30 protein-coding genes, 1 tRNA gene and 2 pseudogenes are annotated in these 26,697 nt (G+C 39.9%); 25 read left to right on the forward strand and 8 right to left on the reverse strand.

Annotated features, from left to right (window positions below):
* The first annotated feature begins 30 nt into the window (after window positions 1–30).
* The 4 genes and pseudogenes from HT715_RS10890 to HT715_RS10905 all read left to right on the forward strand — a co-directional run bounded on the left by HT715_RS10890 (window position 31) and on the right by HT715_RS10905 (window position 4,723).
* The gene (locus HT715_RS10890) at window positions 31–948 is read left to right on the forward strand and encodes a sugar ABC transporter permease (protein WP_001084979.1); all 918 of its coding nucleotides are present in this window, start codon (window positions 31–33) and stop codon (window positions 946–948) included.
* Window positions 949–958: 10 nt separating this feature from the next.
* Window positions 959–1,849, forward strand: coding sequence for a carbohydrate ABC transporter permease (locus HT715_RS10895; RefSeq protein ID WP_000797956.1), 891 nt, complete (start codon window positions 959–961; stop codon window positions 1,847–1,849).
* Window positions 1,850–1,877: 28 nt separating this feature from the next.
* Window positions 1,878–3,394 (forward strand): annotated as a pseudogene (locus tag HT715_RS10900) (ABC transporter substrate-binding protein).
* 9 nt (window positions 3,395–3,403) lie between these two features.
* Window positions 3,404–4,723, forward strand: a complete 1,320-nt coding sequence (locus HT715_RS10905; RefSeq protein ID WP_000502536.1) for a glycoside hydrolase family 32 protein — start codon at window positions 3,404–3,406, stop codon at window positions 4,721–4,723.
* A gap of 208 nt (window positions 4,724–4,931) precedes the next feature.
* Here the strand turns inward: HT715_RS10905 and HT715_RS10910 are convergent.
* A tRNA-Lys gene (locus tag HT715_RS10910) sits at window positions 4,932–5,004 on the reverse strand.
* Window positions 5,005–5,268: 264 nt separating this feature from the next.
* On the reverse strand, window positions 5,269–6,540 hold the full coding sequence (locus tag HT715_RS10915; RefSeq protein ID WP_049543072.1) for a replication-associated recombination protein A: 1,272 nt from the start codon (window positions 6,538–6,540) through the stop codon (window positions 5,269–5,271).
* A 291-nt stretch (window positions 6,541–6,831) separates the two neighbouring features.
* On the opposite strand from HT715_RS10915, the gene HT715_RS10920 reads away from it, so the two are divergent.
* The 11 genes from HT715_RS10920 (at window position 6,832) to pepF (ending at window position 14,154) form a co-directional block, all read left to right on the forward strand.
* Window positions 6,832–7,053, forward strand: coding sequence for a hypothetical protein (locus HT715_RS10920; RefSeq protein WP_000425689.1), 222 nt, complete (start codon window positions 6,832–6,834; stop codon window positions 7,051–7,053).
* Between the two features lie 154 nt (window positions 7,054–7,207).
* Window positions 7,208–7,396: a hypothetical protein gene (locus HT715_RS10925; RefSeq protein WP_171043213.1), complete on the forward strand. Its 189-nt coding sequence runs from the start codon at window positions 7,208–7,210 to the stop codon at window positions 7,394–7,396.
* A 136-nt stretch (window positions 7,397–7,532) separates the two neighbouring features.
* Entirely contained in the window at window positions 7,533–7,712 is a 180-nt protein-coding gene (locus tag HT715_RS10930; protein ID WP_001132283.1) for a type II toxin-antitoxin system HicA family toxin, read from the forward strand.
* 36 nt (window positions 7,713–7,748) lie between these two features.
* Entirely contained in the window at window positions 7,749–8,201 is a 453-nt protein-coding gene (locus HT715_RS10935) for a type II toxin-antitoxin system HicB family antitoxin (protein ID WP_000961810.1), read from the forward strand.
* A 290-nt stretch (window positions 8,202–8,491) separates the two neighbouring features.
* On the forward strand, window positions 8,492–8,962 hold the full coding sequence (locus tag HT715_RS10940) for a DUF3013 family protein (protein WP_000257084.1): 471 nt from the start codon (window positions 8,492–8,494) through the stop codon (window positions 8,960–8,962).
* A gap of 55 nt (window positions 8,963–9,017) precedes the next feature.
* Window positions 9,018–9,560 carry a hypothetical protein gene (locus HT715_RS10945; protein ID WP_138701967.1) on the forward strand — a complete coding sequence of 181 codons (543 nt, stop codon included), beginning with the start codon at window positions 9,018–9,020 and terminating at the stop codon, window positions 9,558–9,560.
* Window positions 9,561–9,609: 49 nt separating this feature from the next.
* Entirely contained in the window at window positions 9,610–10,044 is a 435-nt protein-coding gene (locus HT715_RS10950) for an NUDIX hydrolase (protein ID WP_000421871.1), read from the forward strand.
* Window positions 10,041–10,514, forward strand: coding sequence for a GNAT family N-acetyltransferase (locus HT715_RS10955; protein WP_172922958.1), 474 nt, complete (start codon window positions 10,041–10,043; stop codon window positions 10,512–10,514). Before HT715_RS10950 ends, HT715_RS10955 begins: the two co-directional genes overlap by 4 nt.
* Window positions 10,515–10,651: 137 nt before the next feature.
* A complete protein-coding gene (gene prmA / locus HT715_RS10960) occupies window positions 10,652–11,602 on the forward strand; it encodes a 50S ribosomal protein L11 methyltransferase (protein ID WP_172922959.1) in 951 nt (316 codons plus the stop codon).
* Window position 11,603: 1 nt separating this feature from the next.
* Window positions 11,604–12,347, forward strand: coding sequence for a 16S rRNA (uracil(1498)-N(3))-methyltransferase (locus HT715_RS10965; protein WP_172922960.1), 744 nt, complete (start codon window positions 11,604–11,606; stop codon window positions 12,345–12,347).
* A gap of 10 nt (window positions 12,348–12,357) precedes the next feature.
* On the forward strand, window positions 12,358–14,154 hold the full coding sequence (gene pepF / locus HT715_RS10970; protein WP_138706581.1) for an oligoendopeptidase F: 1,797 nt from the start codon (window positions 12,358–12,360) through the stop codon (window positions 14,152–14,154).
* Window positions 14,155–14,214: 60 nt separating this feature from the next.
* On the opposite strand, the gene HT715_RS10975 is transcribed toward pepF, so the two are convergent.
* Window positions 14,215–14,892 carry a metalloregulator ArsR/SmtB family transcription factor gene (locus tag HT715_RS10975; protein ID WP_000433071.1) on the reverse strand — a complete coding sequence of 226 codons (678 nt, stop codon included), beginning with the start codon at window positions 14,890–14,892 and terminating at the stop codon, window positions 14,215–14,217.
* 267 nt (window positions 14,893–15,159) lie between these two features.
* Here HT715_RS10975 and HT715_RS12115 point away from each other — a divergent pair, with 267 nt between their 5' ends.
* Genes HT715_RS12115 through HT715_RS10990 form a run of 4 tightly spaced genes read left to right on the forward strand, consistent with a single transcriptional unit; the run spans window position 15,160 to window position 17,789 of the window.
* On the forward strand, window positions 15,160–15,516 hold the full coding sequence (locus HT715_RS12115; protein ID WP_240149866.1) for a hypothetical protein: 357 nt from the start codon (window positions 15,160–15,162) through the stop codon (window positions 15,514–15,516).
* Window positions 15,517–15,557: 41 nt separating this feature from the next.
* Window positions 15,558–16,292 carry a ThiF family adenylyltransferase gene (locus HT715_RS12120; RefSeq protein WP_240149867.1) on the forward strand — a complete coding sequence of 245 codons (735 nt, stop codon included), beginning with the start codon at window positions 15,558–15,560 and terminating at the stop codon, window positions 16,290–16,292.
* A complete protein-coding gene (locus tag HT715_RS10985; RefSeq protein ID WP_000966495.1) occupies window positions 16,262–17,032 on the forward strand; it encodes an ABC transporter ATP-binding protein in 771 nt (256 codons plus the stop codon). The genes HT715_RS12120 and HT715_RS10985 overlap by 31 nt, the downstream gene beginning before the upstream one ends.
* The gene (locus HT715_RS10990; RefSeq protein ID WP_000475592.1) at window positions 17,025–17,789 is read left to right on the forward strand and encodes an ABC transporter permease; all 765 of its coding nucleotides are present in this window, start codon (window positions 17,025–17,027) and stop codon (window positions 17,787–17,789) included. Before HT715_RS10985 ends, HT715_RS10990 begins: the two co-directional genes overlap by 8 nt.
* A 264-nt stretch (window positions 17,790–18,053) precedes the next feature.
* Here HT715_RS10990 and HT715_RS10995 read toward each other — a convergent pair.
* The 4 genes and pseudogenes from HT715_RS10995 to HT715_RS11010 form a co-directional block, all read right to left on the reverse strand.
* Window positions 18,054–18,308: pseudogene (locus HT715_RS10995) on the reverse strand (hypothetical protein); the annotation flags it as partial.
* Window positions 18,309–18,543: 235 nt separating this feature from the next.
* Window positions 18,544–19,311, reverse strand: coding sequence for a hypothetical protein (locus tag HT715_RS11000; RefSeq protein WP_171043177.1), 768 nt, complete (start codon window positions 19,309–19,311; stop codon window positions 18,544–18,546).
* A 16-nt stretch (window positions 19,312–19,327) separates the two neighbouring features.
* Window positions 19,328–20,023, reverse strand: a complete 696-nt coding sequence (locus HT715_RS11005) for an ABC transporter ATP-binding protein (protein WP_138706576.1) — start codon at window positions 20,021–20,023, stop codon at window positions 19,328–19,330.
* 4 nt (window positions 20,024–20,027) lie between these two features.
* The gene (locus tag HT715_RS11010; RefSeq protein WP_050261182.1) at window positions 20,028–20,393 is read right to left on the reverse strand and encodes a GntR family transcriptional regulator; all 366 of its coding nucleotides are present in this window, start codon (window positions 20,391–20,393) and stop codon (window positions 20,028–20,030) included.
* A 139-nt stretch (window positions 20,394–20,532) separates the two neighbouring features.
* Here HT715_RS11010 and nrdR point away from each other — a divergent pair, with 139 nt between their 5' ends.
* The 6 genes from nrdR (at window position 20,533) to HT715_RS11040 (ending at window position 25,539) form a co-directional block, all read left to right on the forward strand.
* On the forward strand, window positions 20,533–21,006 hold the full coding sequence (nrdR, locus tag HT715_RS11015) for a transcriptional regulator NrdR (RefSeq protein ID WP_001203672.1): 474 nt from the start codon (window positions 20,533–20,535) through the stop codon (window positions 21,004–21,006).
* Window positions 21,007–22,176, forward strand: coding sequence for a replication initiation and membrane attachment family protein (locus tag HT715_RS11020; RefSeq protein ID WP_138705501.1), 1,170 nt, complete (start codon window positions 21,007–21,009; stop codon window positions 22,174–22,176). It abuts the gene before it with no gap.
* Window positions 22,177–23,073, forward strand: coding sequence for a primosomal protein DnaI (gene dnaI / locus HT715_RS11025; RefSeq protein ID WP_138705500.1), 897 nt, complete (start codon window positions 22,177–22,179; stop codon window positions 23,071–23,073).
* Window positions 23,070–23,783, forward strand: a complete 714-nt coding sequence (locus HT715_RS11030) for an NADPH-dependent oxidoreductase (protein ID WP_138703365.1) — start codon at window positions 23,070–23,072, stop codon at window positions 23,781–23,783. The genes dnaI and HT715_RS11030 overlap by 4 nt, the downstream gene beginning before the upstream one ends.
* Before the next feature lie 13 nt (window positions 23,784–23,796).
* Window positions 23,797–25,107, forward strand: a complete 1,311-nt coding sequence (gene der / locus HT715_RS11035; protein ID WP_001207696.1) for a ribosome biogenesis GTPase Der — start codon at window positions 23,797–23,799, stop codon at window positions 25,105–25,107.
* 81 nt (window positions 25,108–25,188) lie between these two features.
* Window positions 25,189–25,539 (forward strand): hypothetical protein, encoded by a 351-nt coding sequence (locus tag HT715_RS11040; RefSeq protein ID WP_138705499.1) that lies wholly within the window; start codon window positions 25,189–25,191, stop codon window positions 25,537–25,539.
* Between the two features lie 221 nt (window positions 25,540–25,760).
* Here HT715_RS11040 and rgg1518 read toward each other — a convergent pair whose 3' ends face one another.
* Complete coding sequence (gene rgg1518, locus HT715_RS11045; RefSeq protein ID WP_001267149.1) at window positions 25,761–26,612, reverse strand: Rgg/GadR/MutR family transcriptional regulator Rgg1518; 852 nt, start codon at window positions 26,610–26,612, stop codon at window positions 25,761–25,763.
* Window positions 26,613–26,697: the final 85 nt, after the last annotated feature.

The following is a 26,697-nucleotide window of genomic DNA, read 5'->3' on the forward strand; positions in this document are numbered from 1 at the left end:
AAATGAAACGTTTCAAAAAAGGAGGTTGCTATGAATAGCAAAGCGAAGCAAGTTTCTCTTTGGGAAAGAATCAAGAAACAAAAACTCTTGTTATTGATGACTGTCCCTGGTTTAGTTTTAACCTTTATCTTTAAATACATCCCTATGTATGGGGTTTTAATCGCATTTAAAGATTATAATCCCTTAAAAGGAATTTTAGGGAGTGATTGGATTGGTTTTTCTGAGTTTACAAAATTCATATCCTCTCCCAACTTTGGTATCTTGTTAGCCAATACTTTAAAATTAAGTATCTATGGTTTATTGCTTGGTTTTTTACCACCAATCATTCTTGCTATTATGCTCAATCAACTCTTGAGTGAAAAAGTCAAAAAACGAATTCAGCTCATTTTATACGCACCAAACTTTATCTCAGTCGTTGTTATCGTTGGTATGATTTTCCTCTTCTTTTCAGTGGGAGGACCAATTAACAATTTTCTTTCTATGTTTGGAATGAAGGCTGACTTCTTGACAAATCCAGACTTCTTTAGACCCTTATACATCTTTAGTGGTATCTGGCAAGGAATGGGCTGGGCTTCAACGCTCTACACGGCAACATTGGTAAATGTAGATCCAGCCTTAGTAGAAGCAGCCCGACTGGATGGAGCCAATATCTTCCAACGAATCTGGCACATTGATATTCCAGCTCTTAAGCCTATTATGGTTATCCAATTTGTTTTAGCTGCAGGTGGAATTATGAATGTTGGATATGAGAAAGCATTCTTAATGCAGACATCGTTAAACTTGCCAACTTCTGAAATTATCTCTACATATGTCTATAAAGTTGGTCTTGTATCAGGAGACTATTCTTACTCAACAGCGGTTGGTTTGTTTAATGCAGTGATTAACGTAGTATTGCTTGTTGCAGTTAACCAAATCGTTAAACGCATGAATAATGGTGAAGGAATTTAAGGAGGGAAGCATGAAAAATTCGATTATGGATACAAAATTTGATAGACGTATCTTACTCTTAAATAAAATCATTATTGTCTTTATCGTTTTGATAACCTTACTTCCTTTACTTTATATCGTCGTAGCATCCTTTATGGATCCTAAAGTTCTGGTTAGTAGAGGGATTAGCTTTAATCCAGCCGATTGGACGGTAGAAGGTTACCAGCGTGTATTCAGTGACCAATCTATTCTAAGAGGTTTTATCAATTCTCTACTATACTCTTTTGGCTTTGCGGCTTTAACAGTCTTGCTATCTGTGTTTACAGCTTATCCTCTTTCTAAGAAAGACTTGGTTGGACGTCGTTGGATTAACTACTTCTTGATTGTAACCATGTTCTTTGGTGGTGGTTTAGTCCCAACTTACTTGCTGGTAAAAGATTTAGGAATGCTGAATACTCCATGGGCTATCATCGTTCCCGGTGCTGTCAATGTTTGGAATATTATTCTTGCTAGGGCTTATTTCCAAGGATTGCCTGAAGAATTGGTAGAAGCAGCGGTCATTGATGGAGCGAATGACTTGCAGATTTTCTTCAAAATCATGCTTCCTCTTGCAAAACCAATTATGTTTGTTCTCTTCCTCTATGCTTTTGTCGGCCAGTGGAACTCATACTTTGATGCAATGATTTATATCAAGGATCCAAACTTGGAACCATTGCAACTAGTACTTCGTAAAATTCTCATTCAGAGCCAACCAGGTCAAGACATGATTGGAGCACAAGCGGCTATGAATGAAATGAAACGTTTAGCTGAATTGATTAAATACGCAACTATTGTCATTTCCAGCTTGCCATTGATTGTTATGTATCCATTCTTCCAAAAATACTTTGATAAAGGAATTATGGCTGGTTCACTTAAAGGATAAAAAAAGAAAAAATAAAAGGAGTTTTCTCATGAAATTCAAAACATTCTCAAAATCAGCAGTTTTGTTGACAGCTAGTTTAGCAGTACTTGCAGCCTGTGGCTCAAAAAATACAGCTTCAAGTCCAGATTATAAGTTGGAAGGTGTAACATTCCCGCTTCAAGAAAAGAAAACATTGAAGTTTATGACAGCCAGTTCACCGTTATCTCCTAAAGACCCAAATGAAAAGTTAATTTTGCAACGTTTGGAGAAGGAAACTGGCGTTCATATTGACTGGACCAACTACCAATCCGACTTTGCAGAAAAACGTAACTTGGATATTTCTAGTGGTGATTTACCAGATGCTATCCACAACGACGGAGCTTCAGATGTGGACTTGATGAACTGGGCTAAAAAAGGTGTTATTATTCCAGTTGAAGATTTGATTGATAAATACATGCCAAATCTAAAGAGTCTATTCAAAGCGTCAACGATATGGCTTGGATTAACAAAGATTGGCTTAAGAAACTTGGTCTTGAAATGCCAAAAACTACTGATGATTTGATTAAAGTCCTAGAAGCTTTCAAAAACGGGGATCCAAATGGAAATGGAGAGGCTGATGAAATTCCATTTTCATTTATTAGTGGTAACGGAAACGAAGATTTTAAATTCCTATTTGCTGCATTTGGTATAGGGGATAACGATGATCATTTAGTAGTAGGAAATGATGGCAAAGTTGATTTCACAGCAGATAACGATAACTATAAAGAAGGTGTCAAATTTATCCGTCAATTGCAAGAAAAAGGCTTGATTGATAAAGAAGCTTTCGAACATGATTGGAATAGTTACATTGCTAAAGGTCATGATCAGAAATTTGGTGTTTACTTTACATGGGATAAGAATAATGTTATTGGAAGTAACGAAAGTTATGATGTTTTACCAGTACTTGCTGGACCAAGTGGTCAAAAACACGTAGCTCGTACAAACGGTATGGGATTTGCACGTGACAAGATGGTTATTACCAGTGTAAACAAAAACCTAGAATTGACAGCTAAATGGATTGATGCACAATACGCTCCACTCCAATCTGTGCAAAATAACTGGGGAACTTACGGAGATGACAAGCAACAAAATATCTTTGAATTTGACCAAGCAACTAACAGCCTCAAACACTTACCACTAAACGGAACTGCACCAGCAGAACTTCGTCAAAAGACTGAAGTAGGAGGACCACTAGCTATCCTAGATTCATACTATGGTAAAGTGACAACTATGCCAGATGATGCCAAATGGCGTTTGGATCTTATCAAAGAATATTATGTTCCTTACATGAGCAATGACAATAACTATCCAAGAGTCTTTATGACACAGGAAGATCTGGATAAGATTGCCCACATCGAGGCAGATATGAATGACTATATCTACCGCAAGCGCGCTGAATGGATTGTAAATGGCAATATTGATGCTGAGTGGGATGATTACAAGAAAGAACTTGAAAAATACGGACTTTCAGATTACCTCGCTATTAAACAAAAATACTACGACCAATACCAAGCAAACAAAAACTAGAGGTTGATTATGGGAGATAAGAAATACACAGTAGAAAAAGCCAATCGTTTTATAGCAGAAAATAAACATCTCGTAAATACTCAATATAAGCCTGAAGAACATTTTTCAGCTGAGATTGGTTGGATCAATGATCCAAATGGATTTGTCTATTTTCGTGGAGAATACCATCTCTTTTATCAATTCTATCCTTATGATAGTGTTTGGGGGCCTATGCACTGGGGACATGCTAAAAGTAAGGACTTGATGACTTGGGAGCACTTGCCGGTGGCACTTGCTCCTGACCAAGATTATGACCGCAATGGATGTTTCTCAGGTTCTGCCATTGTCAAGGATGATCGCCTCTGGCTCATGTATACTGGGCATATCGAAGAAGAAACAGGTGTTCGTCAAGTGCAAAATATAGCATTTTCAGACGACGGGATTCACTTTGAAAAGATTGAACAAAATCCAGTTGCAACTGGAGCAGACTTGCCAGATGAGTTGATTGCTGCTGATTTTCGTGATCCAAAACTCTTTGAAAAAGATGGACGCTATTACTCCGTAGTAGCTGCCAAACACAAGGATAATGTGGGCTGTATCGTTCTACTAGGGTCCGATAACCTAGTAGAATGGCAGTTCGAATCCATCTTTTTAAAAGGGGTAGAACACCAAGGCTTCATGTGGGAATGCCCAGATTACTTCGAGTTAGAGGGGAAAGATTGCCTTATTATGTCACCCATGCGTTATCAGCGTGAGGGAGACTCATATCATAACATCAACTCATCGGTTTTGTTCACGGGTAAGGTAGATTGGGGAGAAAAACGTTTTATCCCAGAATCAGTTCAAGAAATTGATCATGGCCAAGACTTCTATGCGCCTCAAACATTGTTGGACGATCAAAATCGTCGTATCCTGATTGCTTGGATGCAGACATGGGGGCGTACCCTTCCAACCCATGACCAAGAACACAAATGGGCATGTGCCATGACTTTACCTAGAATTCTAAGATTGGAAGATGGCAAACTAAGACAATTCCCTGTTAAAAAAGGCCAATATCAAATCCAAATAGATAAAGATTGTCATTACCGCTTAGGAAATGATACAGATTATCTTGAATTTGGTTATGTCAGTAATGCGCAGCAAGTTTACATTGATCGTAGCCATCTTGTTCAAAAAATTCTAGGTGAAGAAGAACAGGATACAAGCCGACGGTATGTAGATATTGAAGCTAAAGAATTGGATGTTATTTTAGATAAAAATTCCATCGAGATTTTTGTTAATCAAGGCAAAGCAAGCTTGACTGCAACTTATTACTTAACAGTGCCAGCTGAGCTATCACGAATCGATTAAAAATAAAGTTATTTCTCCTAAAGAAAAAGTTCTCTTTCTAAAATAGTGGAAAGAGGACTTTTTGTGTTTTGGGTATATAAGCTTAGTTTATGGTATTTGTAAAATTGGTGTTGGATTATGATTTAAACTAGTTTTCTAAAGAATTTGAAAAAAATTTTATTTAAGCAAAAAAAACCTTGGTTCCAAGGCTTTTCCTGTTGTATGTAGATGCCCCCTACAGGGATCGAACCTGTGACCCACGGATTAAGAGTCCGCTGCTCTGCCAGCTGAGCTAAGGAGGCAAAGAAAAAAGCTGTATTGGTGCCGAAACTTCACGGTTTGTATTGAACCCGCGCAATTAAGCAGGTGGGCAACTCGCTCTAACTGAAGCTGTTTCCGTGTGAGACGGCCTACATGCTGTTAGAAGACTTTTGTTTCCCTAATAATACAAAAAATAGTCGGTCAACACTTAAGTGTGAAGTCGTACACCACAGCGTTTCTATACTTATATGATACCACTTTTTCAAAAAAAATCAAGAGGAAAGTGCAATTTTTTGAAAAGGATTTCAGATTTTTCGCAAACGGTCGATAGCTTCCTTTCTTTGAGCCAAGGCCCGTTCATATTTACCAGTATCTTCTGCTTGGAAATAGTGATGATTACGAATTTTTTCTGGCAGATAGTCTTGCTTGACCCAATTTCCAGGATAGTTGTGTGGATAGAGATAGTCTTGGGCATTGCCAAGTTCCTTGCTTCCACTGTAGTGCCCATCACGCAGGTGTCGCGGAATAGGCAAGTGCCCTGATGTTTTGAGGTCAGCAAGTGCCTTATCCATAGCTACATAGGCTGAGTTGGATTTTGGAGAAAGGGCCAAATCAATCACGACATTGGCAATGAGAATGCGGGCTTCTGGGAATCCAATCCTTTGTGCAGCATCCAGAGCAGTCACGGTATGAATCTGGGCTTCAGGGTTGGCCAAACCGATATCTTCATAGGCGATAACGGTCAAGCGTCGAGCGAGACTTGGCAAATCACCAGCCTCAATCAAGCGGGCAGCATAGTGGAGACTAGCATCCACATCCGAGCCACGGATAGACTTTTGCAGGGCAGATAGAACATCATAGTGACCGTCTCCATCCTTGTCCATAGTGATGTAGCTTCTCTGAAGACTATTTTCCATGATGTCTAAGGTGATGTGGCGAATGCCCTCGTCATTCTCAGGGGTAGAGAGAACAGCCAAGTCCAGTGAGTTGAAGGCAGAGCGAAGGTCTCCGTTTGTAGAGGTTGCGATGAAATCCAGCGCATCCTCATCTAGTTCTACTGGAAAATCAAAACCACGCTCAGGGTTACTTAGAGCTATTTGCAGGGCCTCTTTGACGTCTTGGTTAGACAGAGGTTCCAACTCAAAAATTTGAACGCGACTGCGAATGGCAGGAGTGACAGAAAAGAAAGGATTTTCAGTCGTAGCCCCAATCATGATGACCAGTCCACTTTCCAAGAGAGGCAAGAGGAAGTCTTGCTTGGTCTTATCTAGTCGATGAATTTCGTCTAGCAATAGGACGAGACCACCAGAAAATTTAGCTTCTTCAGCGATTTCTTGCAGTCGCTTTTTACTATCAACTGTCGCATTGAAAGTTCGAAAGGCATACTTGGTCGTTCCAGCGATGGCAGAGGCAATACTGGTTTTGCCGATTCCCGGAGGGCCGTATAGAATCATGGAGGACAGGCGGTTGGCTTCCACCATGCGGCGGATGATTTTTCCAGGTCCGACCAGATGCTCCTGACCGATGACCTGGTCGATGGTTTTAGGGCGCATGCGAAGCGCGAGATTGTCTGGCATAGCAGTCCTTTCTAGCGTGGATTTGAGTAGAATGACTCATCTACTATATCTTACTATGTCCATTCTAGCCTATTAGTTGTGATATTTCAATGGTTTTGTAATAATCAGGGAGTGAGATAGAATCTTTTTGACTATTTAATTTAATGAGGAGAGGTATCAGAATGAGAAATTTGATTTTCCTTAAAGCTCAAAATAGGATAGTTGAGCCTAAAGAAGTGGAAGTGCTGACTTGAGAAATAATATTGCTGAATGTCATTGTATGAACTATAATGAAAAGAGAGGTGATAAGCAATGGAAATGATGGAACTACCAAGTCAGGAAATTTTGATTTTTACAAAACAAATTCGTCATTGGATTCTTAGTGATCAAGTTATTTCAGGGAAAAGAAAACTTTTCTTCCGGGAAGATACTCCAAAAGAGATTTTAGATTTGTACGAAAACATTAAATCTAAACTTGATTTTGCTTACCAAGAAGTTCATTCTAATAATGGGTTGAAAAAATATGAAAAATAGAATAATTGATGTTTTTGAAGTAGTAAATCGCCTCCTTGTAATAACTGTTGAAAATCCTGATTTCGAAGACTTGAGAGTTAATCATACTCAATGAAAATCAAAGAGCAAACTAGGAAACTAGCCGCAGGCTGTACTTGAGTACGGTAAGGCGACGTTGACGTGGTTTGAAGAGATTTTCGAAGAGTATCAGTTTGTAAAAATTGGAGATAAAAAATATAGAGTACGCAGTGGTCCTATGATTCATTCAACTCCGCCTCAATTTGTCTTAGATCGAGATACTTTTACAATTGACTATACAGATGATGAATTGCTCGATAAAGAAGCAGTTTTTACTACTCATTAGAAAAATAGGTCTGAATAAATTGGTTTCCCTTAGAACCACATCTAGGGGCTTTTATGTATAATAGAATAATAAGTATCACTCCTTTACAATACGTGTAACACGTGTTATAATGGTGTTGTCAGGAGGTAAAAGCGCTATACCTATGACACAAAAAGAGATGGTTAAACTCCTTACGGCCCATGGTTGGATAAAGACTAGAGGCGGTAAAGGCTCCCATATTAAAATGGAGAAGCAAGGGGAAAGACCTATCACAATCCTTCATGGTGAGCTGAATAAGTACACTGAAAGAGGGATAGGAAAGCAAGCTGGGTTGTAAAATTCAGTCCCTGCTTTTTGATATGGAGGTAGTGAAATGTTAGTTACGTATCCAGCTTTATTTTATTATGACGACACAGACGGAACAGAAGCGACTTATTTTGTCCATTTCCCAGATTTTGAATACTCAGCTACACAAGGAGAGGGGATTTCTGAGGCTTTGGCTATGGGGTCGGAGTGGCTAGGGATAACTGTTGCAGATTTGATAGAGAGTGATGGAGAGTTACCTCAGCCATCAGATATCAATAGCTTGTCTTTAATTGATAATGATCCTTTTAAAGATGATGAAGATTTCGTGTCAACCTATGACCTTGATAAATCTTTTATTTCTATGGTATCTGTTGATGTATCAGAATACCTAGGAAGTCAGGAACCCATTAAAAAGACTTTGACCATACCAAAATGGGCAGATAAGTTGGGACGAGAAATGGGACTTAACTTTTCTCAGACTTTGACAGACGCTATTGCAGATAAGAAAGTTCAAGCCTAAGATTAAGCGTGGTATCGTGGTAATAGTCAATAAAAAAGCACGTCCACTTGTGCTAGTTACTCGCCTATTGATTTTATAGATTTATTAGCCCTTTCGAGGGCTTTTTATATTGATTTTTATGAGAAATGAAGAAATCAGACTTTTAAGAAAATCACTGATACCAAGGGTTTAAATGAGGTAATATGGTATAATTAGGACATAAAATAATTTTGTGGTAAGATGGTAGTATCTATTTTAGCATATTTCCGAGCAATCGGGGCGATTAAAGAGTCGCATAGAAAGAGGACAAAATGGCAACATACGGATTTTTAGATATTTTAGAGGAAGAGTTGGACAAGAACTTTCCCTTTGACTTTGAGATTAGTTGGGACAAGCGTAACCACGCGGTAGAAGTGAGTTTTCTATTGGAAGCGCAAAATGCTGCAGGTGTGGAGATGGTGGATGAAGACGGAGAGGTTTCATCAGATGACATTCTTTTTGAGGAAGCGGTCCTTTTCTACAATCCTGCTAAGTCAACCGTCAATGCAGAAGACTATTTAACGGTTATCCCTTATCTACCTAAAAAAGGATTTTCTCGCGAGTTTTTAGCTTATTTTGCCCTTTTCCTTAAAGATACTGCTGAGGTTGGGCTAGATACCCTCATGGACTTTTTGGAAGACCCAGAAGCAGAGGAATTTGTCATGGAATGGAACCAAGAAGTCTTTGAAGAAGGAAAAGTTGGCTTGGAAGAGGGAGAATTTTACCCTTATCCGAGGTATTAGAAAAGATTCTAAGTGGACATTTTTAAATAATGAATTCAAGGAGAAGGGGGAGATTATGCTAGAAAAAGTCAAACAGTTTTTCAGGAGCAGGTCAGCTAAAACTGAGCCGTCAGTTGATATTCTTCCCCGCAATCGCTTTGCGGATCTAGATTTCGAGAGAGTATTGAAGTCAGGAGCTCGTCGCCTTGTTAATGAGGAAGGACGCTATGCTGAGGATGGGAAAATCACAGAACTTGAATTTCCTGAAGATTTTGCGGAATTTGAATTTCTAGTTGGTTTTAAGACGGAGGAAGAAGAGCAGTTTCAGCAACTATTAGCTCGTTTAAATAGTATTGACAATGCTATTCAGTCCTATTTGGAAAGTGAGATGCAACAACCCATCCCTCAGTATGCCAAGGATCTCGGCTATACTCAGAAGAGGTGGGAGAAAACCTTTTACTTCCATACTTGGATATTAAGTGATGAGGAAAACCCGCCTAATCTTCGCTATGTTGCAGATTATGTAAATGATGAGTTTACGGTTTATTTTGCTAAAAAACATGGCAGATGGCAAGCATACTGGGATGCAGAGTGCCAAAAAGTAATCGAAGAAAGCTAGCTCGTATTTTCCTAGAGAGTAATTGTTATCATAGAAAAGAGTAAATATCATGGAATTATTGAATAGCAGAATGGATTTCCAAGGTTGCAAGATTGCCCTCTTTTGTGGGGATAAGCTACTGACGATTTTGCGTGATGACAAGGACGATATCCCTTGTCCCAACATGTGGGAGTTGCCAGGTGGTGGCCGTGAAGGGGACGAAAGCCCTTTTGAATGCGCTCGGCGTGAAGTTTATGAGGAACTGGGAATTCATTTAGATGAAGACTGTCTGCTTTGGAGCAAGATTTATCCTAGCGTAATTTTTAAAGGCAAGAAATCGGTCTTTATGGTTGGTCAGCTAAGACAAGAACAATTTGACAATATCATCTTCGGAGATGAAGGACAGGGCTATAAATTGATGCCTATTGAGGAATTTCTCAATTCTAAACAGGCAGTGCCTCAGTTGCAGGGAAGATTGAGAGATTATTTGGAGGAAAGTTTATGATAACACTTGTTCGAGCGGGAGCAGAGGATTTAGAAACTATTATTGCAATTCAGAGAGCCAGCTTTAAGGCTGTTTATGAAAAATACCATGATGAATATGACCCTTATCTCGAGGACTGCGAACGAATTAAGTGGAAATTAGTCGAGCGTCCCAATAGCTATTACTACTTTGTAAAAGAAGATGAAGAAAACATCGGATTTTTACGAGTTCAGACCAATGCCGAGTTAACGAAAGCTTGGTTGGGAACGGCAGCGATTTTGCCTCAGTATCAAGGAAAAGGGTATGGATCTAAAGGTTTAAGCTTACTGGAAAAAGAATTTCCAACCATCACACAATGGGATTTGTGTACGGTGTTACAGGATGCAGGCATGGTTGCTTTTTACGAGAAAAACGGCTATCGTCAAATCCACATTGAGGATGAAAAAGAAGGCATGGATATGGTCTACATGAAAAAATTGATAGAGAAATAGAAAGGATGGTTCGGTTAAATTTCTAAACTGAACCCGCCCTAAACACGGTGCCAAAAAGATAAACTTCTCTTAGACACAAACGTCTTCAGAGAGTTTCCTATTTTGGCTTTGTGTTTTACGGGCTTGGTATCTTAATAATGGAAACATGGCAAGAGTTAAAAGTTACAGTGAAGCGTGAGGGAGAGGAATTGGTTTCCAATCTCTTGATTGAGCTGGGAGCGCAAGGTGTTGCGATTGAAGACAGTATGGACTATGTGGGAAATGTTGACCGCTTTGGCGAGATTTTCCCAGAGGTGGAGCAGCAAGAAGAAATCGTTGTGACAGCCTACTACCCTGACACGGTGGATGTGACAGTGGTTGAGGCGGACTTGCAGGCTCGCTTAGCAGAATTGACGGATTTTATGGATTTGGGAGAGTTAAAAATAGGTACGACTGCCTTGGCTGAGGAAGACTGGGCAGACAACTGGAAGAAATACTATGAGCCAGCTCGTATCACTCATGATTTGACCATCGTTCCCTCTTGGACAGACTATGAGGCGACTGCGGGAGAAAAAATTATCAAGCTGGATCCTGGCATGGCTTTTGGTACTGGAACCCACCCAACTACCAAGATGAGCCTTTTTGCCTTGGAACAGGTTCTTCGTGGTGGCGAAACGGTGCTAGATGTGGGGACTGGTTCAGGGGTTCTCTCTATTGCCAGCTCGCTTCTGGGGGCTAAAGAAATTTTCGCCTATGACCTGGATGATGTGGCGGTTCGTGTGGCTCAGGAAAATATTGAGCTCAACCCTAGCATGGAAAATATCCATGTAGCGGCTGGAGATTTGCTTAAGGGTGTGGAAATTGAGGCAGATGTGATTGTGGCTAATATCTTGGCGGATATCCTCATTCATCTAATAGACGTTGCCTATCGTTTGGTTAAGGACGAAGGCTACCTAATCATGAGTGGCATTATCAAGGATAAGTGGGACATAGTGCGCGAGTCGGCTGAATCAGCTGGATTTTTCCTTGAAACCCATATGATTCAAGGGGAATGGAATGCCTGCGTCTTCAAGAAGACCAAGGATATTTCAGGTGTGATTGGAGGCTAGGATGCAACAGTATTTTGTCAAGGGGAGTGCAGTCTCTCCTGTCACCATCGAGGACAGGGAAACCAGCAAGCATATGTTTCAGGTTATGCGCTTGAAAGAAGATGATGAGGTTACTTTGGTCTTTGATGATGGAATTAAGCGCTTGGCGCGTGTGCTGGATGTGGAAGCTCGTCAGTTTGAATTGGTAGAAGAACTAGATGGCAATGTGGAACTGCCCGTTCAAGTGACCATTTCATCTGGTTTTCCCAAGGGAGATAAGTTGGAGTTTATCACTCAAAAGGTGACGGAACTAGGTGCCAGCCAGATTTGGGCCTTCCCTGCCGATTGGTCCGTTGCCAAGTGGGATGGCAAGAAATTGGGTAAAAAAGTTGAAAAACTAGAAAAAATTGCCCTTGGAGCAGCCGAGCAAAGCAAGCGTAATATTGTACCAAGTATTAAACTTTTCGAGAAAAAAGCAGATTTTCTAGCTCAGCTGGACCAGTTTGACTCTATCGTAGTGGCTTATGAAGAGTCGGCTAAAGAAGGAGAAGCTGCTGCGCTTTTACAAGCAGTTACTGGACTCGAGAAGGGAAATAAATTGCTCTTTATATTTGGTCCAGAAGGCGGTCTCTCACCTGCAGAAATTGAGAGTTTTGAAGCTAAGGGAGCGGTTCTTGCAGGACTTGGTCCTCGTATTTTGCGAGCAGAAACAGCACCACTTTACGCTTTATCAGCCCTTAGTGTTTTATTAGAATTAGAGAAATAAGAGGAAGAAAATGGAACAAAAACACCGTTCAGAGTTTCCAGAAAAGGAACTCTGGGACTTAACAGCCCTATACCAAGACCGTGAGGATTTCTTGCGTGCAATCGAGAAAGCTCGCGAAGACATCAACCAGTTTAGCCGTGATTACAAGGGCAATCTTCACATTTTTGAGGATTTCGAGAAGGCCTTTGCGGAATTGGAACAGATCTACATTCAGATGAGCCATATTGGCAACTATGCTTTTATGCCTCAGACGACGGACTATAGCAATGACGAATTTGCCAATATTGCCCAAGCTGGGATGGAATTTGAAACAGATGCCAGTGTAGCCTTGACCTTCTTTGACGATGCCTTGGTGGCAGCAGACGAGGAAGTCTTGGACCGTTTGGGTGAATTGCCTCACTTGACGGCAGCTATTCGTCAGGCCAAAATCAAAAAAGCCCACTATCTTGGGGCTGATGTGGAGAAGGCCTTGACCAATCTCGGTGAAGTTTTCTATAGTCCGCAGGACATTTATACTAAGATGCGAGCTGGGGATTTTGAAATGGCTGACTTTGAAGCCCATGGCAAGACCTACAAAAACAGCTTTGTGACCTATGAGAATTTCTACCAAAACCATGAGGATGCTGAGGTTCGTGAGAAATCCTTCCGTTCCTTCTCAGAGGGACTTCGTAAGCACCAAAATACGGCTGCAGCAGCCTATCTAGCCCAAGTCAAGTCTGAAAAACTATTGGCAGATATGAAGGGCTACGAATCAGTTTTTGATTATCTTCTAGCTGAGCAGGAAGTGGATCGTGCCATGTTTGACCGCCAGATTGACCTCATCATGAAGGATTTTGCGCCAGTCGCTCAGAGATACCTCAAGCATGTTGCCAAGGTTAATGGTCTTGAAAAGATGACCTTTGCAGACTGGAAATTGGACTTGGACAGCGCCCTGAATCCTCAAGTGACTATTGACGATGCCTATGATTTGGTCATGAAGTCAGTAGAACCTTTGGGGCAAGAATATTGTCAGGAAGTTGCTCGCTATCAAGAAGAGCGCTGGGTGGACTTTGCTGCTAACAGTGGCAAGGATTCCGGCGGTTATGCGGCGGATCCATATCGCGTGCACCCTTATGTCCTCATGAGCTGGACAGGCCGTTTGAGCGATGTCTATACCTTGATTCATGAAATCGGGCATTCTGGTCAATTCATCTTTTCAGACAATCATCAGAGTTACTTCAATGCTCACATGTCGACCTACTATGTTGAAGCGCCGTCAACTTTCAATGAATTGCTTCTCAGTGATTACTTGGAGCATCAGTCTGACGACCCTCGTCAAAAACGCTTCGCTCTGGCTCACCGCTTGACAGACACCTACTTCCATAACTTTATCACTCACCTTTTGGAAGCAGCATTCCAGCGTAAAGTGTATACATTGATTGAAGAAGGGGAGACCTTTGGAGCAAGTAAGCTCAACAGCATTATGAAGGAAGTTTTGACCGATTTCTGGGGAGATGCCATTGAAATCGACGATGATGCAGCTTTGACTTGGATGCGCCAAGCTCACTACTACATGGGCTTGTATAGTTATACTTACTCAGCAGGACTAGTTATCTCGACAGCTGGTTACCTTCATCTTAAAAACTCTGAAACCGGAGCTGAAGACTGGCTCAATCTCCTCAAATCAGGTGGTAGCAAGACACCACTGGAGTCAGCCATGATTATCGGTGCGGATATTTCAACAGACAAACCACTTCGTGATACCATCCAATTCTTGTCTGATACGGTTGATCAGATTATCGCCTACAGTGCCCAGTTGGGAGAGTAAGGGGAATAGAGAGGTTGTTATAGAATTGGTATGGACAGTTATTTGCTTAAAAATCCATGTTTAAATCCCCCACTCCTTTTCGAGGAATTCTTTGCCCTGCTCTGTAATGGTAAGTGAACGTGGCGTTTGTGCAGGGATGACCAATTGTTTTTCACTGAAAAATTCTAAAAGAGCATTGCCGAGAGCTCCGCCGACATGATTTTTACGTTCGCTCCAATCCAAACATTTAGGGCAAAATTTCCGTTTTTTCTTTTTCAATTCATCCGTATCAATGTGTAATTTTCTTTGGAAATAAGACTTCCCAGCTTCAGTGAGTTGGAAGTCTTTTTCTGATTCGCTGAGGAGATTTTCTTGCAAGAGATAATTGGTAATGGAAATGCCAAGCTCACCAGCAATATGGTCATAGCAGGTGCGAGCGACCTTTAATTCCTTTTTGTGAATGTGTTGTTTATAACTTTTGACATCACGCTGAGGAGAGTAGAAGCTGAGAAATTCCAGCATTTCTGCAATGGCAGCACTTTTTAAAGAATAATAATGAAAACGTCCATAGGTTTGTAGAGTGGTTACCTGTGCTTCGGTAAGTAATTTGAGGTGATAGCTGACAGTATGTTGCTTGATTTTGGTAAAGCTGGCAATTTCGTTAACCGTGTGAGCTTTTCCATCCATTAGAATATCTAAAATGTGCATCCGAGAAGGGTCTGATAAGAGTTTTGTGATGATGAAAATATCTGGTTCCATAAAAATTTTCTCCAAATTTCATATATCGATGATTTTCTATCTTTTATTATACTATAATTAAAGCACAAGATAAATAGATTTTTAAAATGTTTTACTAGAGAATATTTTAAATTTTATTGTCTGAGTTTAAATGGAGGTAAAATTACAAAAGTAATTGCAGCAGTATCCACAGTTGAAGGACGTTAATCTTAAGATTACATTCTCAACATTTTTTCAAAAGTGAATGGATTTTTCCATTCCTTTTGTCTATTTTAGGAGGAAATAGAATTGAATTTACCTAAAATTAAAGATATTCATAGTGTCCTATTTTTAAAGGATAAAATTAGATTAGGTATAGGAAAAGATTATGGTATTGAGATTGAGAATCTGGATGAGAAGTATACTCAGCTCATTAAGCTTCTCGATGGACAATACACAATCAATGAAATTTGTAGCTTAGTTGATAGCTTGTCCCCTAATGAGGTAGAAGAAAGTATTTCTTTACTAGATACACTAGGGTATTTGGAGGATAATTTTGTTACTACAACTGAATTAACTTCAGAAGAATTGGACAGATATTCCGTAAATCTTAACTTTTTTAATACTTTAGATACATTATCTTTAACAAAATATGATTATCAGTAACAAAATATGATTATCAGTTAAAATTAAAAAAGACGCGTATTTTGATCTTAGGTATTGGTGGTATAGGAAGTAATATCTGTCTAGCATTGGCTGAATTAGGTATAGGGCATATTACAGCAGTTGATTTTGATACGGTAGAAGCTAGTAATCTCAATAGACAAATTTTGTATTCGACATCTGATATTGGAAAAAGAAAAGTAGAGGCTGCAAAAGAGTCGCTTAGAAAGTTTAATCCTTTAATTGAATTTGAGGTACTTGATAAAGAGATAGGTTCAAAAGAGGATGTCGATGAGTTAATAAAAACTTCAAAATGTGATATCGTAGTAAATGTTGCAGATTATCCAACAGGCTATATTGATTTTTGGGTCAATGAAGCCTGTGTTCAATACAATAAATTATGTCTGTCTGCTGTGGTTGGTAAGAAAAATGGGAAAGTATATTCAATTATTCCGTATAAAGCAGCGTGCTATTACTGTCAGTTTTTAGAGGATTTGGAAAAAATTCCTGAGTATGCTGAAGAGTTGGAGACCGTTCGTACAATGACAAATTCATTGGAACTAGAGATGTTCAGAACTCCGAATGGTGCTTTAGGTCCTGCTTATCTATTTCAAGGGTATTTTATTTCGTTTGAAATTTTAAGATATATTTTTTGGGGATACGAAGCATTGCTAACATTTAATAAAAGATTCTCAATTGACTTTATAACATTCGAACAACATTTTGATGAATTAACAAAGTATCCAACATGCTCTATTTGTGGGGGAAAGAAAGAGTGAAGAAGTTAAGTGTTAAAAATCTAAAAAAGCAATATGGTTCTTATGAAGCTGTCAAGGGAATTAGCTTTGAATTGGGAGAAGGAGAGTGTTTGGGTATCTTGGGAATCAACGGTGCTGGCAAAACATCCACTTTAAAGATGATTTACTCACTGACCTCAATTTCCTCAGGAGAGATTGATATCTTGGGGCAAAATATTGAAACCAATCGTCGTAAGAGTAAATCTTGTCTGGGTATTGTAGGGCAGGAGGATATGCTGGACATGACCTTGAATGTTTATGATAATCTTTTTGCTCACGGTCTATGTTATGGTATCTCATCTGTCGAACTTAGGAAGAGAATCGATTCTCTCTTGGATTTTGTTCAACTGAGCAAACATGCGCAAAAGATGGTGAATCAGCTGTCGGGTGGGATGCGACGACGTCTTGTCTTGGCAAGAGCTCTCATCAATCGGCCTGATATTATCATTTTAGATGAACCGACAGTTGGTTTAGACATTCAATCCCGCAATATTATTTGGGATAAACTTTTGGAGTTGAAGGAATTAGGTGTTTCTATCATTATTACTTCCCACTATATGAATGAGATTGAATATTTGACAGATAGGGTGCTGATGCTCCACCAAGGGACTATCAAAGAAGAAGGAACTGTAGAAGACTTGCTCATCAAGTATGATGCTGACAACCTTGAGACGCTTTTTTTGGGGTTGACTGGGACAGAGAAGGAGGACTTGCATGTTTAAGTTATCATTTCAGTCCATCGGACACGTTGTGGTACGCAACTACATGAGTTTTAGAAATTTATTTAAAATTTCAATTGTCCCCAACCTTATCGACCCCCTCTTTTATCTTTTAGCAATGGGATTTGGAGTTGGTGCCTACTTGACGCATGTTAACGGTATGCTCTACCGTGATTTTGTCATTACAGGTTTAATTGCTGCGACTGCCATGTCTGCGGCCACCGCAGAAACAACGGTCAATGCCTTTATCCAGTATAAGATTGAAAAGACTTATGATGCTATGCTGATGACGCCAATCAATACGAGTGATATTGTGGTGGGTCAGGCTATCTGGGCAGGTATTCGTGCAGTGATTTTCGGTGGGATTTTTTGGCTGATTTCCATGCTTATCACAGCGCATTTTCATGTCTTGATGTTATTGATTCCTCTGATTTTATTTATAGTGGGTTATTTGTTTGGTGTTTTAGGACTAATCTTTACCTACTTGGCACCGTCTAGGGAATTTCTGAATTACTACAATGTTTTGGTAATCCGTCCTCTTTATATGTTTTCAGATACCTTCTTTCCCATTACTTCCTTGCCCCCAATACTTGGTGATTTGACTTGGTTTTCTCCCTTGTATCACGCTACCCGCATGATTCGTATTATATGGGGAGGTGAGGTGACAGGTTTGTATCTTCATCTTATCTGGTTGATAGCCTTGGCGCTCTTGATAACGGTGCTTCCTATGTATATGTTACATCGTAGATATTATAGATAGTCTAATTATTTGTGATGTTGTAGTCATATTCTAATTTATACTAAACGTTATTCGAATTTGGACAGGTATGGGAACTGTGCCTATCAATATTGTAATGTATTGAAGTTGAAATGGTACGGTTCAGTTTCCAAAATATTGTTAGAAATTATAGTGAAATGAAATAAGAACAGGATAAATCGATCAGGACAGTCAAATCGATTTCTAAGAATGTTTTAGAAGTAGAGGTGTACTATTCTAGTTTCAATCTACTATGTTTTAAATTCCCTAATCAATTTGTATAGTCTTTATTTCATTGCCAAATTTCAAGTTCAAGTTATCCATCAAGAAGTCTTCTCTGGGGGACTTGTAGTTCAAGTGTTTTTTAGGATAGTTATTAATCCAATTTTCGATGAATGCGACTTCTTTGGGAGTCGTTTTCTTAGTTCCTTTAGGTAACCATCTCCGAATGAGCTTATTGTGATTCTCATTAGTTCCCCTTTCCCAAGAGACATAGGGGGGTGCATAATAGATATGCTCCTTAGCACTGCTTTGAGGTTGTAGATAGAACTGACGAAGTCAGCTCAAAACATGGTTTTGAGGTTGTGGATAGAACTGACNNTACGGCAAGGTGAAGCTGATGTAGTTTGAAGAGATTTTCGAAGAGTATTAATTGGTTAGAAGGATTCGTCTGTAAGATAAAGTTAGACGGAAAATGAGATAAAATCAAAAAGGATAGCCTCTCTGTGATGAGATGTTATCCTTTTTGATTTTAAAACTATTGCAAGTTAACCTTGTTTCTCAAAATATAGTAGGTTCCGAGATAAAAGATAGCTGTGAATATGAGTTCTTCAACAATGCCTATGCTTGCTCCCATATAGAAATTATCATTAAATCCTGCAAGTGAATTGACATAGAAGTTAGTACTGGTATTGAAGAAGACTTCAATAAAGCCAATGACGATTTGGATCCCAATGTAGGCTGCAACAGCGAGTGCTGTACGGTATTCATTGAAAAGCTGTCCAATGGAAATAGCCAAGTAGATGCAGAGGATTCCAGAAACGGTATTTAGTAGGAAGGATAACCCCACAAGAGAGAGTTGAGGAAGGTATGTTCCTACAAGTGGGAACAAGTCATAATGTGACATCCATTCTGGAACCGTTATAGTCACAATAAGAAAAGCACTTAGAGCCAGTACAGCCGAGCTAAGTATAGACCAGATAAAGGCTCCGACTAATTTAGCAGTGATGATATAGTGCTCAGAAACTGGCAAGGTCAAAGTCAGATAGCCTTGTCGGTCATAGACACTACCTTTGAAGCGTTTGATAATCAAGAAAATGGTTGAAATCCCCAGTGTAATCATCAAGCCACCAAAGACAGTAGCTAGAAAAATGAGTAGGACAGGTTGGTTTTCTTTGACAGGCAGATTGTTATAGGTCTGTGCTTGTATCCCGATAAGGGCAGAAAGGACTAGCACAGCAGCGTAGAGGGCTAAATACCACTTGTTAACATTTTTAAATTCGTAGCGAACTAAATTCCAAAACATAAATAATCTCCTTTGCTTAGGCCTTAAATTCCTGACGGAAGAGCTGGTCAATGGATTCACCAGACTCATAGCGAATATCATCTACATTGCCTTGACGGACGACTTTTCCGTCTTTGAGGAAGACAATTTCATCCAAGATTGGCTCGATATCAGAAATCAAGTGGGTAGAAATCAAAACGGTAGAAGTTGGGGAGTAGTTGTTGATAATGGTATTGAGGATATACTCACGGGCTGCTGGATCCACCCCACCAATGGGTTCGTCCAGAATGTAAAGACGAGCATCACGGCTCATAACCAAAATCAGTTGAACCTTTTCCTTGTTTCCTTTTGATAGTTTCTTGAGACGACTATTTTCATCAATGCCGAGGTCTGCAAGTAGATGATGGGCGCGTTCAAGATTGAAATCTTTATAGAAGGTCTTGAAGTAGGTTAGGGCTTCTTTGACCTTCATTTGCTCATTGAGATAGGTGGTATCAGGCAAATAAGCTACGATAGCCTTGGTTGCTGGGCTTGGGTCCATGTCGTTGATCAGGACACGTCCTTGATCTGGTTGTAAGAGGCCGTTGATTAGTTTAATCAGGGTTGTTTTTCCTGAGCCATTTGGCCCAAGAAGACCAACAATTTTTCCAGCTGGGATGTCAAGGGAAACATTTTCAAGGGCTGGGGTTGCTCCATAAGATTTGGATACATTTTCAAATGCTAGTAATGACATAGGCTTAAACTCCTTTAATATAATCGCCGACTACGCTTGGTAGTTCTTCTTTTTCATAGCCAAAATGGGTCATGGAGGAAACGAAGTGTTCCAATTCTTCTTCCGATAATTGTTTGCGCGATTGGGCGATTAGCTCCTTATCCTCAGTCACAAATCGTCCAGTTGTTCGCTTACTGTAGACAAATCCTTCTCGTTCAAGGTCTGACAAGGCTCTTTGGATGGTGTTTGGATTGACCCCTGCCTCGCTAGCTAGCTCTCTCACGGTCGGAAGTTGTTGATTGGGTTCCAGTGTATGGGAAACAATCTGAAGCTTGATTTTCTCCATAATCTGTAAATAAATGGGTTTTTTGTTGTCAAATGTCCAGGACATCTTGGTCTCCTTTCTTTCATCTCTTTGTCTTAATTAAATAATACAATAAAACAAAAAACTTGTCAAGCAAAAAGAAGAATTGTTTTGGGAATCGTTTAAAAAATGGTATAATGAAAAGAAAGCGATAAGGAGGGAAAGGATGCGTTGTCCAAAATGTGGGGCTACCAAGTCAAGTGTTATCGATAGTCGCCAAGCAGAAGAAGGGAACACCATTCGTAGAAGACGTGAGTGCGACGAATGCCAGCACCGTTTTACAACCTACGAACGGGTAGAAGAAAGAACCTTAGTGGTTGTTAAAAAAGATGGCACACGGGAACAATTCTCCAGAGATAAAATCTTTAATGGGATTATCCGCTCAGCCCAGAAACGTCCTGTGTCAAGTGATGAAATCAACATGGTAGTCAATCGTATCGAACAGAAACTCCGTGGTCGAAATGAAAATGAAATTCAAAGTGAGGACATTGGTTCACTCGTCATGGAGGAATTGGCTGAGTTAGATGAGATTACCTATGTGCGTTTTGCCAGTGTCTATCGTAGTTTTAAGGATGTTAGTGAGTTAGAGAGCTTGCTCCAACAAATCACCCAGTCCTCTAAAAAGAAAAAGGAAAGATAAATGAAGCCAATTGACCGTTTTTCTTATCTAAAGAATAATCGGGTGTCGCAAGATACCTCATCTCTGGTACAGTGCTACCTCCCGATTATCGGTCAGGAGGCACTGAGCCTTTATCTTTATACGATTAGTTTTTGGGATAATGGCAGAAAGGAATACCTTTTTTCAAGCATTCTCAATCATCTCAATTTTGGGATGGACAGACTTTTAAAATCTTTGAAAATCCTATCTGCTTTCAATCTCTTAACCCTCTATCAAAAGGGGGATGTTTATCAGCTAGCCCTCCATGCTCCTCTATCTAGTCAGGACTTCTTGGAACATCCTGTTTATCGCAGACTTTTAGAGAAAAAGATTGGCGATGCAGCTGTGGAGGATTTGAAAGTTGAAAGTGCTGATGGTGAAGAAATACCTGTCTCACTCAATCAAGTCTTTCCAGACTTGGCAGAACTGGGAAGTCAAGAAGACCTTGGTCTCAAGAAGAAAGTGGCCAACGATTTCGACTTAGACCATTTTCGTCAGCTTATGGCTAGAGATGGGCTTCGCTTTGCGGATGAGCAGTCCGATGTCTTAAACCTCTTTGCCATTGCTGAGGAGAAGAAATGGACTTGGTTTGAGACCTATCAACTGGCTAAGTCAACAGCTGTTTCCCAGGTTATTTCAACCAAACGCATGCGGGAGAAAATCGCTCAAAAACCTGTTTCCTCTGACTTTAGTCCTAAGGAAGCAACAATTATCAAAGAGGCCAAAAGTAAAACTGCCCTGCAGTTCTTGGCAGAAATCAAGCAAACACGCAAGGGGACCATTACCCAAACAGAAAGAGAACTCTTGCAACAGATGGCTGGCTTGGGCTTGCTGGACGAAGTCATCAATATCATTCTCTTGTTGACTTTTAATAAGGTAGATTCGGCAAATATCAATGAGAAATATGCCATGAAGGTGGCTAATGATTATGCCTATCAAAAGATTCATTCGGCAGAAGAGGGAGTCTTGCGCATCCGTGAGAGAGGACAGAAGAGTCAGGCTCAAAAGACTAGTAAACTCGGTCCTGCCAAGTCCAATGTACCCAAGTGGAGCAATCCAGATTATAAGAATGAAACCAGCGAGGAAACTCGTCTGGAACTAGAACGTAAGAAACAAGAACTATTAGCTCGATTAGAAAAAGGAGGAGATTAGATGGAAAGTGTCGGAGACGTACTCAAACGTCAACCTAGCCGTTTTCATTATCAAGATTTGGTCCAGAAAATTATGAAGGACCCTGATGTTGCGGCCTTTATCCAGCAAGAATCCTTGACTCCAGAGGAATTGAATCGCAGTATCTCCAAGTTTAATCAATATATCACCGAGCGTGACAAATTTCTCCGTGGTGATACGGATTATATTGCCAAAGGCTACAAGCCGATTTTGGTTATGAATCATGGTTATGCGGATGTTTCTTACGAAGAAACTCCTGAACTAATCGCGGCGGAAAAAGAAGCGGCTATTAAGAACCGTCTCAAGTTAATCAATCTGCCAGCCAGTCTCAAGAAAGCTAGTCTGGCTCAAGTAGACTTGGATGATTTGGGGCGCTTGCCAGTTTTTGAAAAGCTATTAGCCTTCGTGGAGCAATATCCAGCTATTCGAAAAGGTCTTTACTTATATGGAGACTTTGGTGTGGGTAAAAGTTTCATGGTGGCTGCCTTAGCCCATGATTTGTCAGAAAAACGTGGTGTTTCCTCCACTCTCCTCCACTATCCTAGTTTTGTCATCGATGTCAAAAATGCTATCGGTGATGGCAATGTTAAGACCTTAGTGGATGAGATTAAGCTTTCTGAAGTCCTGATTTTAGATGATATTGGTGCCGAGCAATCCACCGCTTGGGTGCGTGATGAAATCCTGCAGGTCATTCTCCAATATCGGATGCAGGAAAATTTACCGACCTTTTTCACCTCTAACTTCAACTTTGAAGATTTGGAGAAGCATTTCGCTAAAGGGAAACATGGAAATGACGAAACCTGGGAAGCCAGACGCGTCATGGAACGCATCCGTTATTTGGCTGAGGAGACTCGTTTAGAAGGAGTAAACCGTCGATGACAGAAACCATTAAATTGATGAAGGCTCATACTTCAGTGCGCAGGTTTAAAGAGCAAGAGATTCCCCAAGTAGACTTAAATGAGATTTTGACAGCAGCCCAGATGGCTTCGTCTTGGAAGAATTTCCAATCCTACTCTGTGATTGTGGTACGAAGTCAAGAAAAGAAAGATACTCTGTATGAATTGGTACCTCAAGAAGCCATTCGCCAGTCTGCTGTTTTCCTTCTCTTTGTCGGAGATTTGAACCGAGCAGAAAAGGGAGCCCGACTTCATACCGACACCTTCCAACCCCAAGGTGTAGAAGGTCTCTTGATTAGTTCGGTCGATGCAGCTCTTGCTGGACAAAACGCCTTGTTGGCAGCTGAAAGCTTGGGCTATGGTGGTGTGATTATCGGTTTGGTTCGATACAAGTCTGAAGAAGTGGCAGAGCTCTTTAACCTACCTGACTACACCTATTCTGTCTTTGGGATGGCACTGGGTGTGCCAAATCAACATCATGATATGAAACCGAGACTGCCACTAGAGAATGTTGTCTTTGAGGAAGAATACCAAGAACAGTCAACTGAGGCAATCCAAGCTTATGACCGTGTTCAGGCTGACTATGCTGGGGCGCGTGCGACCACAAGCTGGAGTCAGCGCCTAGCAGAACAGTTTGGTCAAGCTGAACCAAGCTCAACTAGAAAAAATCTTGAACAGAAGAAATTATTGTAGAAAGTGAGAAATTATGGCCCTACCAACTATTGCCATTGTAGGACGTCCCAATGTTGGGAAATCAACCCTATTTAATCGGATCGCTGGTGAGCGAATCTCCATTGTAGAAGATGTCGAAGGAGTGACACGTGACCGTATTTATGCAACGGGTGAGTGGCTCAATCGTTCTTTTAGCATGATTGATACAGGAGGAATTGATGATGTCGATGCTCCTTTCATGGAACAAATCAAGCACCAGGCAGAAATTGCCATGGAAGAAGCAGATGTTATCGTCTTTGTCGTGTCCGGTAAGGAAGGAATTACCGATGCGGACGAATACGTAGCCCGTAAGCTTTATAAGACCCACAAACCAGTTATCCTCGCAGTTAACAAGGTGGACAACCCTGAGATGCGAAATGATATCTATGATTTCTATGCCCTCGGTTTGGGTGAACCACTGCCTATCTCATCTGTCCATGGTATCGGTACAGGGGATGTACTAGATGCGATTGTGGAAAACCTTCCAAATGAATATGAAGAAGAAAATCCAGATGTCATTAAGTTTAGCCTGATTGGTCGTCCAAACGTTGGAAAATCAAGTTTGATCAATGCTATCTTGGGCGAAGACCGTGTTATTGCTAGTCCTGTTGCTGGAACAACTCGTGATGCCATTGATACCCACTTTACAGATACAGATGGTCAAGAGTTTACCATGATTGATACGGCTGGTATGCGTAAGTCTGGTAAGGTTTATGAAAATACCGAGAAATACTCTGTTATGCGTGCCATGCGTGCTATTGACCGTTCAGATGTGGTCTTGATGGTCATCAATGCGGAAGAAGGCATTCGTGAGTACGACAAGCGTATCGCAGGATTTGCCCATGAAGCTGGTAAAGGGATGATTATCGTGGTCAACAAGTGGGATACGCTTGAAAAAGATAACCACACTATGAAAAACTGGGAAGAAGATATCCGTGAGCAGTTCCAATACCTGCCTTACGCACCGATTATCTTTGTATCAGCTTTGACTAAGCAACGTCTCCACAAACTTCCTGAGATGATCAAGCAAATCAGTGAAAGTCAAAACACACGTATTCCATCAGCTGTCTTGAACGATGTGATTATGGATGCTATTGCCATCAACCCAACACCGACAGACAAAGGGAAACGCCTCAAGATTTTCTATGCGACCCAAGTGGCAACCAAACCACCAACCTTTGTCATCTTTGTCAATGAAGAAGAACTCATGCACTTTTCTTACTTGCGTTTCTTGGAAAATCAAATCCGCAAGGCCTTTGTCTTTGAAGGAACACCGATCCATCTCATCGCAAGAAAACGCAAATAAAAAAGTAGAATCTGGAATGACATTTCCAGATTTTTTTGATATAATAAAATAATAGAAAACGCTATCAAAAAGGAGGTGTCGATGAAACATTTGTTTAAATTTGTGCTCTTATTTCCCTGGTTTTATTTTTTCAGCTGGATTGAAAAGGATAATAGAGAAAGTAAATTTTTCCCAATTTTTTACTATTTTTACTGGTTTTACATTCCCCTCTATGCTCTTTTTAGCCTTGCTTGGACAGTTGTTTCAGTTCTGTTTTTCAATATCGTCTTGAGAAATTTGACAGATATCAAGTTATGGGGCATTTGGTTTCTTTTTATTCTGCTAGCTATTGGTCTGAATAGGTTAACTTATTCCTGTTTCAAAAAAATGCTTCGCTTGAGACGAGAACTAGGGAAGTCTAAGGGCGTGAATAAAGAAAGGGGGAGGAACTAAAAAATGACTGTATCTATGATTTATTTACGGAGCTATAGATACAGTCATTTTTATTTTAATCATGAAACTTGAGAGAAGTATTCGTCTTATATCGTAGATTGAATCTGGAATAATACAATACAAGTTCTAAATCATTGGTATAAATTACTTTAAATTCCCTAATCAATTTGTTTGTATTCTATTTCAATCTACTATAATAAAATGATAAGAATGGTTACAAATTATAGGTTTGAAAAATCATTGATTTCTTTTTCGAGTATCTTAACTAATGACTCTTCTTTGGTTAGTCGTAATAAAGTTATTCCTTTATCAATCAAATCGGAATTATGTTGTAGTATTCCCAAGCGTACTTGAGAAAATCCAAGAATATCGTATATTTTTAATTCTTCTGCTAATACCAAAAGTTGTAGGGTGATTGTTTCACATTCTTTGAATAAATGATGTTGAAAATATACAGTGGAGAGATTGGCTAAAAAAGATGATAAAAATACTTTTGTTTCTCGGAAGTATTTATATTTCTCGATGGTTTTCATAATTCTATCAATAAGAAGGGGAAGATTTTCAGAAGGAAAGAAAAAGAGAATGGTTCCAAGCAATTTCAAATCACTAATGTACCATGTATCCATAGGTTCAAGATAGTCCCAAATTTCTTCAGACAAATCTTTCAAGACGTGGTTGTTTTTGAATCCTTTAGTTCGTAACTCTGTGACAATTTTTGTATGACGATAGATATTTTGAATAGGAACATCGTGATGTGTCTTAAGATATTTTTGACATTTATCAGTAAGTTCAACCATTTTTCTAGTATCCTGAAGAATAGATGGATTTTGGCTCTCTACAATAATATCTCGTCTTTCACTAGGGTGGTATTCGTTGCATATATACTTGAATTCTGCTAAGCTCATATCAATTTGTTCAAGAAGAAATACCATGTTTTCAAAACTGGGAATAACTTTACCATGTTCAATATTTGTTAGAGTTGTCCGATGTATGACTTGTCCACATACATCTTGTTGGGTCAATCCTTTTGACTTCCGAATTTCTTTAAAAATTTGTCCATAATCCCATCTCATATTGTTCCTCCTAGAAAAATGTGAATATTTTCTACATTTATAAAAAATGTAGAAAAAGGTGGTATTATTATATCAAAAAGGAGGG

This window comes from Streptococcus sp. 4155, from assembly GCF_013276695.1.
Lineage (GTDB): Bacteria > Bacillota > Bacilli > Lactobacillales > Streptococcaceae > Streptococcus > Streptococcus pseudopneumoniae.